Source organism: Terribacillus sp. FSL K6-0262 (assembly GCF_037977385.1).
GTDB lineage: Bacteria > Bacillota > Bacilli > Bacillales > Amphibacillaceae > Terribacillus.
This window is the reverse complement of sequence record NZ_CP150277.1, coordinates 1,886,410-1,902,903: the sequence shown is the minus strand read 5'-3', so window position 1 is coordinate 1,902,903 and position 16,494 is coordinate 1,886,410. Positions and strand designations below refer to the sequence as shown.

Below are 16,494 nucleotides of genomic sequence, written 5' to 3'. Positions count from 1 at the left end.
ATTTTATTCATCATAAAGATGACACGCTGTCCAGTGGTTGTCCTTCACTTCCCTCCACTCTGGTACGGCCTGGGCACAAACATCCATCGCAAATGGACATCTGGTGCGGAATCGACAGCCGCTTGGCGGATCTACCGGACTTGGCGGATCACCATCCAGCACGATCCTTTCCCGCTTCCTCGCTTCCGGGTTGGCAACCGGGATAGCGGATAATAATGCTTTTGTATAGGGATGAAGTGGGTCGTGAAACAGCTCATCGCTATCTGCGAGCTCCATCATTTTCCCTAAATACATGACACCGATTCGGTCACTGATATGCTTGACCATGCCTAAATCATGCGCAATGAATAAGTACGTTAAATCCTCTTGTTCTTTTAGATCCTCCAATAGATTGATAACCTGTGCTTGAATCGATACATCCAGCGCTGAAATAGGTTCATCCGCCACGATGAACTTCGGCTCGACCGCCAGCGCCCGGGCAATCCCAATACGCTGCCGCTGGCCGCCGCTGAACTCATGCGGGTAGCGCTGGGCATGCTGGGGCTGCAGCCCGACTCTTTCCAGCAGCTCATAGACGCGGTCCTGCCTGCTTTTGCCTTTTGCCAGCTTGTGGGCATCGATCCCTTCAGCGATAATATCGCCAACACGCATCCGCGGATTCAATGACGCATGCGGATCCTGGAAAATCACTTGGATCTCCCGGTTTATCTGTTTCTTTTGCTTTTTGTTCAATTGACTCAGATCCAGGCCATTGTAGACAATCCTGCCTGATGTGGGATCCTCCAGTCCGACGATTGTTTTCCCGAGCGTCGATTTTCCGCTCCCGCTTTCCCCGACAAGACCGAATGTTTCCCCGCGCCTGATGCCGATGGAGATGTCATCGACGGATTTGACAGTCAAATCCTTGCCGATGGGAAAATATTTTTTCATTTGTTCGATTTGGACGATGGTTTCTGTCATGATCATTCCCTCCCTGCCGCCAGTTCTTTGAGGGCTGGTGTCCGGGGATCGTTCAGCCAGCATTTTGCCTCATGCGCCTTGTCGATGGAAAAAGCAGGCGGCATTGCTTCGACACAAACATCCATGGCATATTTACATCGCGGTGCAAATGGACAGCCCTTCGGCGGTGAGAATAAATCTGGCGGTGCTCCTTCGATTGGTATCAAGCGCTTTTTATCCGTTGCGTCGATATCGGGGATCGACTCCAGCAGCCCCCATGTGTAAGGGTGTTTGGGATTCTTGAAAATTTCGGTGACGGGTGCCGATTCGACAATCATACCGCCATACATGACGGCGACCCGTTCGGCTGTCTCGGCTACCACGCCAAGATCATGGGTGATCAAGATAATGGAAGTATCCAGTTCATCCCTTAGATTCTTCATCAAATCCAATACTTGTGCTTGGATGGTTACGTCCAATGCCGTCGTCGGTTCATCTGCCACGAGCACCTGCGGATGGCAGGCAAGCGCAATGGCGATCATGATCCGCTGCCGCATCCCGCCGCTGAATTCATGCGGGTACTGGTCGTAGCGATCGGCAGGGTTCGATATACCGACCAGGCGGATCATTTCGATGGCGCGCTCTTTCGCTTCCTGCCCCTTTATCTTTTGGTGGGCTGTGATACTTTCTGCGATTTGCTTGCCTACCTTCATCGTCGGGTTCAAAGACGTCATCGGATCCTGGAAGACCATGCTGATTCTCGAGCCTTTTACCTTTTGCATCTCACGTTTGGATAATCGGAGAAGATCCTGCCCTTCCAGCAGCACTTCCCCGTTCCTTATCTTGCCAGGCGGAGTCGGGATCAGACCCATTATGGTTTGTACGGTGACACTTTTTCCGCTGCCGCTTTCCCCGACTATCGCCAGTATTTCCCCCTTATCGACGTGGAAGGAAACGTCCCGCACTGCTTGTACTTCCCCTCCATATGTCTTGAAGCTCACTTCCAGATTGTTCACTTCCAGTAAATGTTCCATCATCCCACCTCCTATTTATTTGCTTTGGGATCCAGTGCATCTTGCAGGCCGTCCCCGAAGGCATTAAAAGCAAACATGGTGAGGGCAATCATAAAGCCCGGAAAAAAGAGACGCCACCACTGGCCGCTTAAAATGACACCCAAGGAATCGTTTGCCATCGTCCCCCAGCTGGCAAATGGCGCTTGCACGCCCAGTCCCAGAAAGCTGAGGAATGACTCGGCGAAGATAGCCGAAGGAATGGTAAAGGTCAGATTGACGATGATGATGCCTGCTGTATTGGGAATCAAATGCCGCCAAATGATCTTGGCATGGGAGGTGCCCAGCTTTTGGGCAGCCAGCACATATTCCTGTGACTTCAGCTGCAGGATTTGGCCGCGTATGATCCTGGCCATCCCCACCCAGCCCGTGACAGATAAAGCAATGATGATGGATGTGACACCGGGCTCCATGATCACCATCAGCAAGATGACGATCAATAAGTAAGGAATACCGTACAGAATCTCCACGATGCGCATTAAAATGCCATCGACCCGGTCACCGGCCTTGCTGCGCCCGGCCATATAACCAGAGATGCCGCCGATCGTCACGCCAAGGAAGATATCAATCACCGCGGCCACAAGTCCGATCGTCAGCGATACCCTGGCTCCATACCAGGTTCTCGACCACACATCCCGGCCTAAGTCATCGGTGCCGAACCAATGCTCACTGTTTGGCGCCACATTTGTATTCTCCAAGCTTTGTTTGGCCGGATCGAACGGCACCATATGCGGGCCTGCTATCGCAAAGACGATAATGATGAGCAGCAGGGAAAATCCGAGGACTGCCATTTTATTTTTTACAACGTTTACAATCGTTTCCTTCCAGACGCTCATACTCGGGCGCTGGACCGGGTCTTGCCCCCTCTTTTCTGGTGATAGGGGGCGGAAAAGGGAATCATCCACGCGTTTGGCTTCCATTTACTCCCCTCCACTCGTCAGTTTGATTCTTGGGTCAATGAAGCGATAGGATATATCGATGATGAATAATGTCAATACCAGCAATGTACTGAAGAAAATGGTGGTACCCATGATCACCGGATAATCCCGGTTGAAGATACTGTCTACGAAATAGCGGCCGATACCAGGAATTGCGAATATTTTTTCAATAACGAATGTTCCGGTAATTAAAGACACAAACAGAGGACCGATGAAAGAGATAACCGGCAGGATCGCATTCCGGATGCCGTGCCTGATGACTAGCTTCGACTTTGACAGCCCCTTGGCATCAGCTGTCTTGATATAATTCTGATTCGTCACCTCAAGCATGCTGGATCGCATGAACCTGGCGATGACAGCGAGCGGCGTCGCAGCCAATGCCAGTGTCGGCAGCACCGAATGCAGCCATGTACCCCATGATGCAACAGGGAACAATCCCCAATCCACCGCAAGGTATTTGATCAGTAATGGAGCCAGGATGAAGCTCGGGACCGATATCCCGACGATGGCAATAAACATGGATACATAATCAAGTGCCCTATTATGGTTCAATGCCGCTACGATGCCCAACAAGAGCCCCAGAACCAAGGCGACGACCATGGCTTGCAGTCCGAGTAAAGCAGAAGCTGGCGCACCCTCGGCAATGATCGAATTGACTGATCTTGTTTCGGATTGAATCGAGAATCCTAAATCAAAGGTGACCAAATCCTTCATATACAAAACGTATTGCACGGCCACTGGCTCATCCAAGTTATATTTAGCCCGGATGTTTTGCAAAACCTCTTCCGGCAGCACATCGGCATCGGATGCAAATGGATCACCCGGGATAAACTTCATGATCAAAAATGTCAAACTCGCAATCACCCATATTGTCAGCAGCATGGTAAGTAATCGTTTTACAATGTACATGGATTCACCTCCAGCGGTTTTCTAGCTATTGCTCCCTCTATGCATTGACACTGCCGAGCACACCGTTCGTCGCAGTCATTGCAATGATGACACAGCCCCACATATGCTTGTACGCTGTTACCACATCATCGCAAGTAAAGCGAATGCTCCTGGGACCAGTCAATGCAACAGTCGGCAAGGTGGTCGTCATCATTGCCTGCTGCGGCCCTTTCAGCTCGATATCGAAGGTAACAGGGCCATTTACTGTCTGCGGTTTGAAGGAGTGGACATTATTGACTGCTTCCTCTGCCTTGATTCGGATTTCCTGACGAGCGGCCTCCGGATGGATCAGCTCCGCCGCAAAGCGATCAACGGCCCGTTTGGTAACGGCAGCTTTCACATCAGGTATTGTTTCTTGCACTTCTTTTACATAGGCATCGTCACCGCTTATGAAAATGGCTGGGACATCAAAGCTGCCGGCAACAAGTGTATTCATTTCCGTTTCGCCAACGACCCTGCCATTGATTTTCATTTCGTTGATACAGATACCCGCTAATGTATGGCTGATGACAGAGCGTTCGGAGCCCGCTTCACGCCCGTGATGTCCAACGAACATGATGCCGTCAAATGTCTCATCCAGCCCTTCCAGCTGGCACATGACGCGATTATTCCCGGATACAAGCCTTGCACGCGAATCCAGCTCCTCCACCAGTATGTTGGACATATTGCCATGCCCATCGGCTACGACAACCTCTGTTGCCCCGCCATTGAAAGCTCCTTCGATAGCTGCATTCACATCTGCTGTCATCAGCTTCCGGAACCGCTGATATTCCGAATTTGTCTTTAACTGCTGATTGGTCGCGACACCTGATATGCCTTCCATATCTGCCGAAATAAAAATCTTCATCGCAGCCAGCCTCCCTCGATTTCAATATTATAAATTTTCAAACTTCTGAACTTAGAGATATATCCTCCCTTTTAAAAAGGAAAACGTGATTGCTCATCCACACTCTGTACAAATGCTTTTACTAAATCCTTCGTTGCAAGAAGGTCGCCTACATCCACAAGCTCTGCAGCTGAGTGGGTATAACGGGAAGGGATGGATAACACGCCTGTCGGAATACCCTTGTTGGCATACGTAACCGCACCGCCATCGGTTCCTATCCCTGTGAATACCTCCAGCTGATAAGGGATGTTGTTTTGTTTCGCTAATTGCATGAGCTGCTGCTTCATTGTCTTCGGAACGATCAGGCTGGCATCCATCACCTTGATGCCTGTGCCGCTCCCTAAGCGCAGCGTTTGATCCATAGTCTGCTCCGGCGTGTCACTTACAGCGGTGGTATCAATCGCGATCGCGACATCCGCATCGATATGCTCCGACGCTGTCTTGGCTCCACGCAGACCGACCTCTTCCTGGACGGTGAATAAACAAACGAGCTCTCCGGCGAAATCCTCTGCTGCCTCCTCCAGCACCTGAAGGATGACAGCGCATCCCGCACGATCATCCAGTGACTTGGCGCGTACCTTCAATTTTTCAGCTGCCCCGATCGTTTGCAGTTCAGAGCCCCAAGTAACGGGGGTTCCAACTTCGATACCCATATCCAACACTTCTTGGGAAGAGCTTGCTCCAACGTCTATGTATAACTGACTATGCCTTCTCACCTTTTGCGCGTCATCGAATTTGGCATAGTGGGCAGAAAGTGTTCCAATCACACCATTTATATGTCCTTTTTCACCCAGCACCTTCACTGGCTGGGCGTTCAGATTCCGGTCATCATTGCCGCCAAGCTTCTCAAATCGCAGAAATCCGTTGGCTTCTATCTTTTTCACGATAAAACCGACTTCATCCATATGGGCTGTCAGCAGCACAACCGGTCCGGCCTGGCTGCCTCTTTTCTTGGCAATCACGTTACCGATGGGATCTATTTTCACTTCATCCACTTTATCCTTCAGATAGTCTTTCAGAAAATAACTGACCTCTTGTTCATAGCCGCTTGGACCCTGCAGACTTGTCAACTGCTTCAATAATTCAATCATGGGAGCAGCTCCTTCCTACAAATATTCGAACGTATTCTTGTAATTTTCCAGTTGAATGATGGTATTGATGCCGGCAATTCCTTCGATACCGTCAAGCTTCAGCATACAGTCCTTTATATCTTCCTGGCTTTGGACATTGATTTGAATAAGCAGCTGGTAATCCCCGGATGTCATCGTAATGTAGCGAACTTCCTTTATCGTGCTCAGCGCTTCCCTCACCTGGGCAATCGTTCCTTGTTGTGTCTTTATTTGAATGATCGCCCCCGCTTTTAACCCAAGCGCGATCGGATTCACCACTCCTACCACTTCGATGATATTGTGCTGTACTAAATTCTTGTATCGAAGCCTGATTGTTTTCTCGGTTACGTTCAATTCACTTGCCATTTCCGAAAAGGGCAAGCGGCCATCCTTCGATAACATGCGGATGATACCGCGATCCAGCTCATCAATTTGATACTCCACAAAACTTCCTACTTTCGTACTTATTTACTTTAAAAATCCCCTTTTAGATACTTATTGTTAGATAAAATAACATTTACAATAATTAATTCGTGATTTAATATCATTATTAGGAATCAGGTATAGAGGGTATTATACAAGCTAAATTTTCAGAAATCAATGATAATTTGGATTTTTATGGGGGTTAGTGAATGAAGGCCATAACGAATGTATCCGGGGCAGATGGGACAGGAAAGCTTTTAAGCAATACAACGATTTTAATAAAAGAGGGCAAATTCACATCAATAGGAGCAGACCGCATTCCCGAAGGCTATGAAATAATCGATGCTGCCGGCAAATACTTTACACCTGGACTGATTGATGTGCATACCCATTTGGGGGTGCACGAGGAAGGGATCGGCAAAGAGGGGCATGACTTCAATGAAACAAGTGCCGCAGCCACTCCGCAAGTACGCGCGATTGATGGGATAAACCCGAAAGATCAAGGCTTTGAGGATGCCAGGCGTGCGGGTGTCACCACTGTACAAGTAATGCCTGGAAGTGCCAATGTCATTGGCGGGGAAATGTGTGTGTTAAAAACGACAGGCACAATCGTGGATGATATGGTCATTCGCAATCCCTCCGGCTTAAAAGCAGCAACAGGTGAAAATCCGAAACGGTTCCACGGGGATAAGGGAAGGATGCCGGCGACCAGGATGGGCATCGCAGCCATTCTTCGGGAAAAATTAATCGAAGCACAAACCTACCTGGAAGAGCGCCAAGCCGGTAAAGCAGCCAGGAACCTGGGCTTGGAACATATCGCGAAAGTGGTAAACAAAGAAATCCCGCTTCGTGTCCATGCCCACCGCGCCGACGATATCGTCACTGTCTTACGCCTAAAAAAGGAATTCGATATTGATTTGACGATCGAGCATTGTACCGAGGGACATCAAATAGCGCCGTTCATCGCCAAACAAGCTATCCGTGTTTCGGTAGGTCCGACTATGACGCCCCGATCCAAAATCGAGCTTGCCGATAAAGGCTGGCACACACTGCTGGCCCTGGCAGAGGAATCTGTACCTTTCTCCATCACGACCGATCACCCTGTCATTGCGATTGAGCATTTGATGACAAGTGCCATTTTAGCCGTTAAATACGGCCTGCCGGAAGAAGAAGCCCTTAAAGCCATCACCTTAAATGCGGCGAAGCATCTAGGCGTAGACGATCGAGTCGGTTCCGTTGAAGCAGGCAAGGATGCTGACTTTGTCCTCTGGAGCGGCAATCCGTTCGATTTGAGAAACAAAGCAGTACAAACCTATATTAACGGCGAATTGGTATAAGAAAGCGCGGACAAGTTTCTTTGTTATCCTTGCTGAATTTAATGCCGGATACGAAAACTTGTCCCATATCACGACAAATAAATAGATGTCCCTGGACAGGAGGCAGCAAATCATGACAGCAAACGGTCTTTCCGCACAAGATTTACTCAATTTTTCATTCTTATCGGATCCGCAGCTATCACCTGATGGCAAGTCGGTTGTTTTTGTTCAGAAAGTTATCAACAAGAAGGAAAAATATCAATCGAATCTATTCCTGATGGATGTGGATTCAAAGGAAATCACCCAATTCACCCAAGGTGATCACTCCGATGTGCAGCCGAGATGGTCTTCCGATGGACAGCATATCTTCTTTACTTCTAACCGCTCCGGGAAGCAGCAAATATGGAAAATTGCTTTTAATGGCGGTGAAGCGAGTCAGGTTACCACTTTCAAAAGAGGTGCTTCTCAGCCGGTTTTGTCACCAGACGGGAAGAAGCTCATGGTTACCGTACCGTTAACCGCTTCAGACAATTTGGAAGACAAGGAGGCTAAAGAGAAAAAAACAGAGGAAAAACGAAAGCCATATATCACCACGAACCTGGTTTACAAGTCAGATGCGAAGGGCTTTTCAGACGAAACCTTCGATCATCTCGTATTGATAGATTTGGAGACTGGTACACCCACCTTACTAACAGATGGGGAATATAACCACCATTCACCGGCATTTTCTCCAAATGGCATGCATGTTGCATATAGCGCCAATCGTTCAGAGGATCCAGAGCAGACATTCTTCTCGGATATCTATCAGTTGGATTTAACTACGAAGCGTACAGAAAAACTTACGAGCAGCGACAAAGTATTCTATACGCCAAACTACTCCCCGGATGGAAAAAAGCTATCCCTGCTGGGTGATGATTTGGAATACACAGGAGCCACCCTCACGAGAGTATGGACCTTGGACCTTGCAACGAAGGAACTCTCCTGTTTGACGAGTGATTGGGATGTGGAGTGCCATGATGTTGCGATCAATGATATGGGCACGGGAGCTGCAAGTGCCGGCGCTGTCTGGAGCAAGACAAATGACGCCCTGTTCTTCTTAGCAAGCGAACGAGGATCCACTGGCTTATATCAAGTGACGTTAGATAAAAACATCACCAAAGTTGTTGGCGGGAAACGCCAAGTTTACGCTTTTAGTACAGATAAGAATCAGGAGCGGTTTGTTTACGCCGTCAGTCAATCAGCCGCTATTCCCGGCGACTTGTTTGTGTCGGCCTTGTCAGGCAGTGATGAGCAGCGTCTGACAGCCGTTAACGAGCACTTGCTGCAAACGAAAATATTATCTGCTCCAGAGGATTTTCATTTTAAAGCGAATGATGGAACCGAACTGCAAGGCTGGATCATGAAACCAGCCGGCTTCCAGGAAGGCGAAACGTATCCGCTTGTCTTGGAGATTCATGGCGGCCCGCACGCGATGTACAGTCATGCTTTCATGCACGAGTTTCAGGTGCTTGCTGGCAAAGGCTATGGTGTCCTGTACATGAACCCAAGAGGAAGCCATGGCTATGGGCAGCAGTTTGTTGATGCTGTGCGCGGCGATTATGGAGGCATCGACTATGCCGATGTGATGGTAGCCGTGGATTATGCCTTGGAAAATCATGATTGGATAGACGCCTCCCGCTTAGGTGTTACTGGCGGAAGCTATGGCGGCTTCATGACGAACTGGATCGTCGGCCATACGAACAGGTTTAAGGCGGCAGTTACACAGCGCTCGATCAGTAACTGGCTCAGCTTCTATGGTGTGAGTGATATCGGCTACTTCTTTACCGAATGGGAGCACAAAACGACCGTTATGGAAGACCCTGAGGAGCTATGGCGAATCTCTCCGCTCCGTTATGCGAAAAATATCCAGACACCATTGCTGATCCTGCATAGCGAAAACGATTATCGCTGCCCGATCGAGCAGGCCGAGCAGCTGTATGTTGCATTGAAACAGCAAAAGAAACCAACTCGTTTCGTTCGGTTCCCAGAATCGAACCATGAGCTGTCCCGAAGCGGAGATCCAGGTTTGCGTATTATTCGCCTGAATGAAATAACGGATTGGTTCGAGACGTATTTGAAATAAAGGAGTTGTAGAATTGAGCATATTGCTTACTGGATTTGAAGCTTTTCTAGGGATGGCATCCAATCCTACAGAACTGATTGTCCGCAGCCTGGACGGCGAAACGATAAATGGGAATAAGATAATCGGCAAGGTACTCCCTGTCGATTTCAAAAAAACGTCCAGCATCATCCTGGAACATATCGACGAACACCAGCCTACTGCCGTTATCTCTCTAGGTCTGGCAGCCGGCAGAAATAGAATCACCCCGGAAAGGGTCGCGATAAACTGCATGGATGGAGAACCCGACAATGGCGGAAATCAGTATGACGGGCAAAAGATACTAGAAGATGCACCAGATGCTTACTTCTCGACCTTGCCAATCAAAAGCATGACAGCAAAGCTGCTGGAACATAACCTGCCAGCAAAGATTTCGAATACCGCCGGCACTTATTTGTGCAACCAAACGATGTACACCGTCAGACATCATATCGAAACGAATAAGCTGGATATGATCTCAGGATTCGTGCACATACCAGCACATCATGAATTGGCATTAGACAATCCAAAGCTGCCTTCTTGGTCGGTGAAGGATTTGGAAGAAGCGGTACGGGTTATTATCGGGGAGATCTAGAATTCTTCCCGGATGCTATAAAACGAAAGAAACAGCCCCTCCTGTTTTCACCTGGGAGGGCTGTTTTTTCAATCAACTATTCTTGTCCCATGCACTTCTCTGCAATTCAATGCAGAAATGATGAAGGGAAGGTTTTTACTAGAAATGCCCCCACCAGGCAGGATAATGATTCTATCATTTGCGTAGTCTATATATTCCTTCAACCTGACTAGGTTATCTTCCATCTTCGTATCTAGCGGACCTCCATGGGTAAGGATTCGATGTACCCCGTGTCCCGCCAGCCAATCAATCGCTTTAAGCTGACTTTCCGGGCTTATATGGTCAAATGCCATATGAAAGGTTACCTCCAGCCCTTTTGCTGCATCCAGCAAGGTGAGCATAGCGTCTTCATCAATCCAGCCTGTGTCAGTCAAGCAACCCAGCACTACGCCATCTGTTCCTAGATTCTTTAAATGGATTAAATCCTGCTTCATCATGTCCACTTCTTCTTTATTAAAAACAAAATTGCCGCCTCTTGGCCTTACCATGCTCATGACTTTGATGTTTTTACCGTGACAATACGTAATCGTCACATTTGCTACACCATGACTTACTGTGGTACCTCCTGCTGCAAGGTTGTCACACAGTTCAATTCGATCTGCACCTTTAGCGATGACTTCGGGGACATTCTTAAAATTCTCTACACAGACTTCTTTAAGCATATGTAAATCCACCCTGTTATGTATTATTGGTAATTAACAAACGCAGGTGCAGGATCTAGTTCCAGAACCTCTTCCGGTGTCATGACAGGTTCGTCTTTCTGATAAAATACCTTGAATCCGCCATATTGGATAGGCTGATTATGTACAAGCTGATGATAACCCGATCGTTTCAGAGCTGCAATGCCATGGCCGTCATTATTCAGTACCACTTCCACATTCTCTGTGGGCTGGATAGCTTCTTTATTGCTGATGATGATGTCTGCAAATTGGTGGACGATGACAGCCTTGTCAGGAAGTCCATTCTCAGACGCTAGATTCGATACATATTCAATCGCTTCTTGCACATTCTCGCCATCGACATGTCCCAAATCTTCTCCGGGAACTTGTCCCTCTTTCACATGAAATTCCGTATCAATTGCTAGGTGGACATAAGGCAATTTCAAATATTTCTCCAATGATTTTACTTGATTCATGATATTGTCACGGCCTAATTGGACATCGAGGATCAGCAGCGCATCATTCTCTTCGGCTAACTTCGCATATCTTTCCATATCCTCGTCAGCTGTCGCATGCATATAAAGCCCATCCTCTCCAGGATTTCGCTGGGCAACCGTTGCGATCAATTCAATAGCCGGGATAGCCGGTCTTTCCGGATCCAGTTCGGAATAAGCCTTGGTTTGATCCTTCAATTTTTCCATTAGCTCCTCCGGGCTGTATTCTCCCAGGATTCCCATGGTCGTAGAATCAGGATGACCATAAAAAGAAACGATTCTATTTTTCTGAAGCGGTCCATCTGTTTCATCTTCCGTTCCTTTCTCCAAGGTTTGGCCTAAAGGAACGCTTCTCTCCGTGTCATCCCCATGCGCCTCTGTTGTTGGCATTTCCGCCAGCTGTGTTTCCGTATAATGACTTTCCAGCGGTCGGGCTGCCTCAGAAGGTTCGATAGCTTGATAGTTTGGCTGAGGCGCGGGTTCCGGAGAACTTGCTGCCTGCTCATCCGAGCTCACTTCTGCATTTTCTTTTGTCTTCGGCTCTTGGTCTTGTGTAGCTGCATCCTGCGAACAGCCCGCTAACAATAAAGCCGGAATGACTGCAAGGCTGGCACCTGCCATGATTAATTTTTTCACTTTATCCCACCTGTTGTTTAAGAGTATTTCATATGTTGAAAGTGGTCCTGCATCAAACAAATGAATAGTATAAATCTAACATATTTTAAAAGCTGCTTATTGTACATTTCTATGTAATCTATCTACTAACAGCATAATTCAAATAATGGATGAAAAGCTATCGCTTTTCTAAAATCAAATGCAATAGAGTTTTCTAAAAAGACAAAGGAGCTGCTGTAGTATATCGTGTTCCACTTTATTTCTCAAAATAAATAGTGTTATATTTTTCCTGCGACTTTCTAAGAAGCTATTCAAAGAAACTGGCCCACTACTATACTGATAATGGGAAGTATGAGCTTGCAAGCAGATATAGGCAGCACACCAAAGGGTATGCTGCCTTTTTGTATCTCACTTTCTATATGGAGGACGATTGAAGTGAACATTGCCATAACCAAAATAGTCGTCACTTTCACTGTTACCTTACCTCTAGGCTCGTATACTTATGGAGAAAGTGGTTGAGACAAGTTTTTGGGTCACTTTCTTCGGCGAGGAAAGTGACCCAGTAGATTTGTAGTATAGTAGGTCTATTATTATCGGGTTTCCCAATGTGACAATCGACAAATAACGGTAGAATATACTTATATAACTAAATATAAGGGAGCTTTGAACTATGGGACGGAATGCTTCAGAACACCTTGATATTGCAGGTTATCTGGAAAATTGGTCGGTCAGCATTCGACTAGATAAGAAGGAAGCTGCAACTAATATTTATGAAGATTTGAAAAAGCATACTGACGAGTACGATACTGATTCTCTTATCAGATATTTTTTGTCTGAAAGCCGATACCATGCAATGCATAACAACCTACTGGAGAGTAAGAGATCCTTAGCAAAAGCCAAGCAGTATGAAGAGCACTTTACGGAGCTTAATAAGTACCATTATTACTTTGCTGAAGGGATTACTTATTATTATGAAAAACAACATCAGGACGCCTTACGGTGCTTAGAACAGGCTGAAAAATATTTAGTTCATCTAAGTGAAAAGGCTGAAATAGGAGAATTCCATCTAATAAAAGCGATGGTTTACTATTTCCTCGATATTACAACATTGTCTGCTGTACATGCAGAAAGAGCCGTTGATGCGTTCAAGTCAATTAAGGCAATGAATTTCTTGCTTGCTCGTACAGAGCTAGTCCAGGGCATGAACTATATGGACTTACTTAATTATGAAATGTCTGAAGAATACCTTCACAGAGCATTAGCAACGTGCAAAAAAATAGAAAATAAAAGTCTCCAGGCTTCTACCAATCTCAACCTTGGACTATTATATGTAAAGCGTGAGTTACCTGGTACTGCAATTCGATATCTGGAAGCAGCATTGGAAGGAAAACAAGAGCGAATAGAATTGAAAATCCTCTATTTGTTGGCAGATTCCTATTGGAAAACAAACCAATCATCAAAAGCTATGGAAGTCTATACTGAAGGGTTTCAGAAGAGCATCGACAGGGATGATATTACGAAAAAATGGGAATTTGCAATGCTGCACAAAAAATATGAAGATCAGAACAACTTTGAGAGCGTATGGCAAGAGGGTATAGAATATTTCCGGAGAATTAATGATGTTTATAACGTGAGGCTCTTCTCAAGAGAGCTCGCTGAATACTATACTGTAACTAAGGACTATGAGCTCGCGACAAAATACTATCTCTTGGCTCTAATATAAGGAGGAAATTATATGAAAAAGATTATATTCTCTGCAATTCTAATCGGTACAATCATTATCAGTGGAATAGCTGGTTTAGCAAATCAAGAAGGCTTGGCAGAAAAACAAGGTGATTTCGGCAGCGCTATATTTTCCTTGAATTTATTTGATAAATAATAAGACAAGCCTCCCTTAAAAGGAGGCTTTAAGGGAATCTATATATGTTATAGGAAGCTAATGCAGTCGTAACGGCTACCAGCAATGGCAGGAAGTACAACGGCGCATCTCCGACCATATTCAGGATCTGATAGGTGTGGCTTTCGGATTCCAAGACCCCGATCAGTGCCAGCAAGAGTAATAGTGACTTCAGGATACCACCGCCGGCAATTGCTGGTACGAGCGGCTGGAATACACCGACGATGAAATCAAGAATCGCAGCGCCGATTTTTTTCTTCTCTTTCGGCTGAGCCGCCGCTTCTTCCCCGCCGGCATCCCCGACAAGCTTCTGCAGCTCCTCGTACACCTCCACCACGTCATTACCGATGACAACCTGGCATTGAGCCGTCATCCGGACAGCGATGACGCCTGGCGTACTTTCCAATGCCTTGATATCCGCCTTCTTGTCATCGACTAACGAGAAACGAAGACGCGTGGAGCAATGACCGAGATGGGCGATATTTTCCTTGCCGCCGATATGCTGCAAAATATCCTTCGCGACCTGTTTGTAATCCATTCCTAACCCTCTCTTTCTCGAATGCGACGGGTAGAAAGAAAACAAAAAAGGACCTAATACGGCAAATGAAAATAGCTTGCCGAATTAGATCCTGCCTGCATTACCAGTCACATGTCTAATGGTTTTATTTAACTGACTTCAGTATATGCGATGAAAATGTAAGCGTCAACATTTTTCTTCGATTCATTTTATCCATCCGAAAAAGGTTTGCTTTTCTCCCACAATTCCTGACCACTCATTTTCAAAAAACCAGACCTGGTATAGGCCTGGTTAAGCGTGCATGCAAGGTATGCTTCATGACCTGGATCGCAGGTCATCAAGAGATTTCACCACTGTATGAGGAATCGGTTTCCATTCAATCTTCTTGAACAGCGCCACGACGGATATCGGCAAATAAGTAAAGAGGAATAGCGGGAAAGTGAACAGGTAAAAAATCTTTTTCCAGTTTGGACAGCGGATATTTTTCCACTCCATGATTGTTGTAATAAGACCGATTCCAAAAAGAAGGCTGTAGATCCACAAAACACCGATTGCTCCTACTACCAGATATGACTGCAGCAAGGCTTTTCCTTCAAATGGGACAAGCAAAAGTATCACTACGTTCCCGATGAGGCAGAGCATGGAAACAATGACTACCGGCAGGACCGTCATCAACATATCAAAGCAAGAGAATCGATATCCCTTTCCGCGGATCATGCCATGGAACAAATCCTTCCCATAATTCATGAATACCTGATAAAATCCCTTTGCCCAGCGCAATCGCTGCTTCCAGGATTGACTGAAGGCAGCTGGCTGTTCGTCATAGAAAATGGCTCGGCCGCAGTATCCGATCTTTTCGCCCTTGATGATCTGAGCAGCAGTGAATTCGATATCTTCGGTAAGAAGATGATGCACCCACCCGCCATTTTCTTTTATGACATCCGCATGTATCAAGAATCCGGTTCCTGAAATGGCGCAGCTCGTGTTTAAATACATTCTTGGACGGTTAAGGAACTCCGCTTCATACAAAAACCAGAGTGCATACCCAGCCGTGATCCAATTCTGGTCGTAGTTTTTGGAATTACGGTAGCTGGTAATGACCTTATAGCCTTGATTGAAGGTTTTATTCATTTCCGCTATATAATTTTCGTCCAGGAGATTATCCGCATCGAACACAAAGTACCCATCGTATTGTTCCGATGCATGCTCCGTTTCGATGATATGCAGTAAATGATTCAGCGCATAGCCCTTCCCGACCTGGTTCTGATTGAACCGCTCCGAAACGATCGCTCCCGCTTCCTCGGCCAGGCGGGCCGTATTATCCGTACAATTGTCAGCTATCACATAGATATCGTACAATTCCTTCGGGTATTTCTGGTTTTTTATACTTTCTATCAGCTGTCCAATGACAAGCTCCTCATTGCGGGCCGGAATTAAAAAAGCATATTTACGAAGAGGGACTTCCTTCTCTGGATGTCTTTCCCTTCTCGCTTTGAATGCAACGATGATATACACCAATTTATAAACGAATATCAACGTAAATATTAAACCTATGTAAAAAGTAAACTGACTCAAAATATCTAACACGTCTCTGACCATCACGCACCCCACATCTCAGAATCTAGCCTGGTAATATAGTTTTTTGTTTTTACTGTTTCTGCATAAACAATTCAACTCTTAAATAATTAATTAAGATCCTGTAAAAAACGTATGAGCGGCAGCACTCATCCTTTAAATGATGACTATTTACGATGCTGCGAGTGACATATTCTGTTCTTCTAAACTAGATACTCCCACATTTTCAGTTTGAAATTTTCCTGGTTTCTTTCAGATACCTGATGGACTGACTTTTCCGGAATTCACCAGTTCATCATTAATCTTTTTGATATACGCTGAGATCAAGCATGATAAG

General features: G+C 46.3%; 15 protein-coding genes and 1 pseudogene. 5 read left to right on the top strand and 11 right to left on the bottom strand.

The features are described from left to right. Positions 1 to 3: 3 nt before the first annotated feature. From MHI54_RS09910 to MHI54_RS09880, 7 genes are all read right to left on the bottom strand, one after another. Positions 4 to 960: an ABC transporter ATP-binding protein gene (locus tag MHI54_RS09910; RefSeq protein ID WP_095217085.1), complete on the bottom strand. Its 957-nt coding sequence runs from the start codon at positions 958 to 960 to the stop codon at positions 4 to 6. Between the two features lie 2 nt (positions 961 to 962). Further along, positions 963 to 1,973, bottom strand: coding sequence for an ABC transporter ATP-binding protein (locus tag MHI54_RS09905; protein WP_340082941.1), 1,011 nt, complete (start codon positions 1,971 to 1,973; stop codon positions 963 to 965). 11 nt (positions 1,974 to 1,984) lie between these two features. Continuing rightward, positions 1,985 to 2,929 (bottom strand): ABC transporter permease, encoded by a 945-nt coding sequence (locus MHI54_RS09900; protein ID WP_095217083.1) that lies wholly within the window; start codon positions 2,927 to 2,929, stop codon positions 1,985 to 1,987. After that, positions 2,930 to 3,856: an ABC transporter permease gene (locus MHI54_RS09895; protein ID WP_095217082.1), complete on the bottom strand. Its 927-nt coding sequence runs from the start codon at positions 3,854 to 3,856 to the stop codon at positions 2,930 to 2,932. Positions 3,857 to 3,893: 37 nt separating this feature from the next. Further along, positions 3,894 to 4,742 (bottom strand): M55 family metallopeptidase, encoded by an 849-nt coding sequence (locus MHI54_RS09890; RefSeq protein WP_340081390.1) that lies wholly within the window; start codon positions 4,740 to 4,742, stop codon positions 3,894 to 3,896. Between the two features lie 71 nt (positions 4,743 to 4,813). Further along, on the bottom strand, positions 4,814 to 5,872 hold the full coding sequence (locus tag MHI54_RS09885) for a M42 family metallopeptidase (protein ID WP_095217080.1): 1,059 nt from the start codon (positions 5,870 to 5,872) through the stop codon (positions 4,814 to 4,816). 15 nt (positions 5,873 to 5,887) lie between these two features. Further along, on the bottom strand, positions 5,888 to 6,334 hold the full coding sequence (locus MHI54_RS09880; protein WP_095217079.1) for an Lrp/AsnC family transcriptional regulator: 447 nt from the start codon (positions 6,332 to 6,334) through the stop codon (positions 5,888 to 5,890). A 188-nt stretch (positions 6,335 to 6,522) separates the two neighbouring features. On the opposite strand from MHI54_RS09880, the gene MHI54_RS09875 reads away from it, so the two are divergent. From MHI54_RS09875 to MHI54_RS09865, 3 genes are all read left to right on the top strand, one after another. Further along, positions 6,523 to 7,650, top strand: a complete 1,128-nt coding sequence (locus MHI54_RS09875; protein ID WP_095217078.1) for an amidohydrolase — start codon at positions 6,523 to 6,525, stop codon at positions 7,648 to 7,650. 112 nt (positions 7,651 to 7,762) lie between these two features. After that, positions 7,763 to 9,751, top strand: coding sequence for a S9 family peptidase (locus tag MHI54_RS09870; protein WP_340081388.1), 1,989 nt, complete (start codon positions 7,763 to 7,765; stop codon positions 9,749 to 9,751). 13 nt (positions 9,752 to 9,764) lie between these two features. After that, positions 9,765 to 10,361: a pyroglutamyl-peptidase I gene (locus tag MHI54_RS09865; RefSeq protein WP_340081387.1), complete on the top strand. Its 597-nt coding sequence runs from the start codon at positions 9,765 to 9,767 to the stop codon at positions 10,359 to 10,361. Between the two features lie 68 nt (positions 10,362 to 10,429). On the opposite strand, the gene MHI54_RS09860 is transcribed toward MHI54_RS09865, so the two are convergent. Next, positions 10,430 to 11,062: a copper homeostasis protein CutC gene (locus MHI54_RS09860; RefSeq protein WP_340081386.1), complete on the bottom strand. Its 633-nt coding sequence runs from the start codon at positions 11,060 to 11,062 to the stop codon at positions 10,430 to 10,432. 23 nt (positions 11,063 to 11,085) lie between these two features. Continuing rightward, on the bottom strand, positions 11,086 to 12,189 hold the full coding sequence (locus MHI54_RS09855) for a hypothetical protein (RefSeq protein ID WP_340081385.1): 1,104 nt from the start codon (positions 12,187 to 12,189) through the stop codon (positions 11,086 to 11,088). Positions 12,190 to 12,838: 649 nt separating this feature from the next. Here MHI54_RS09855 and MHI54_RS09850 point away from each other — a divergent pair. Both MHI54_RS09850 and MHI54_RS09845 read left to right on the top strand, forming a co-directional pair. After that, complete coding sequence (locus MHI54_RS09850) at positions 12,839 to 13,891, top strand: tetratricopeptide repeat protein (protein WP_095217075.1); 1,053 nt, start codon at positions 12,839 to 12,841, stop codon at positions 13,889 to 13,891. A 12-nt stretch (positions 13,892 to 13,903) separates the two neighbouring features. Then, complete coding sequence (locus tag MHI54_RS09845) at positions 13,904 to 14,047, top strand: hypothetical protein (protein ID WP_158221585.1); 144 nt, start codon at positions 13,904 to 13,906, stop codon at positions 14,045 to 14,047. Between the two features lie 61 nt (positions 14,048 to 14,108). Here MHI54_RS09845 and MHI54_RS09840 read toward each other — a convergent pair. After that, positions 14,109 to 14,603 (bottom strand): annotated as a pseudogene (locus MHI54_RS09840) (PTS transporter subunit EIIB); the annotation flags it as partial. Between the two features lie 294 nt (positions 14,604 to 14,897). Then, a complete protein-coding gene (locus MHI54_RS09835) occupies positions 14,898 to 16,118 on the bottom strand; it encodes a glycosyltransferase family 2 protein (RefSeq protein WP_340081384.1) in 1,221 nt (406 codons plus the stop codon). Between the last annotated feature and the right edge of the window lie 376 nt (positions 16,119 to 16,494).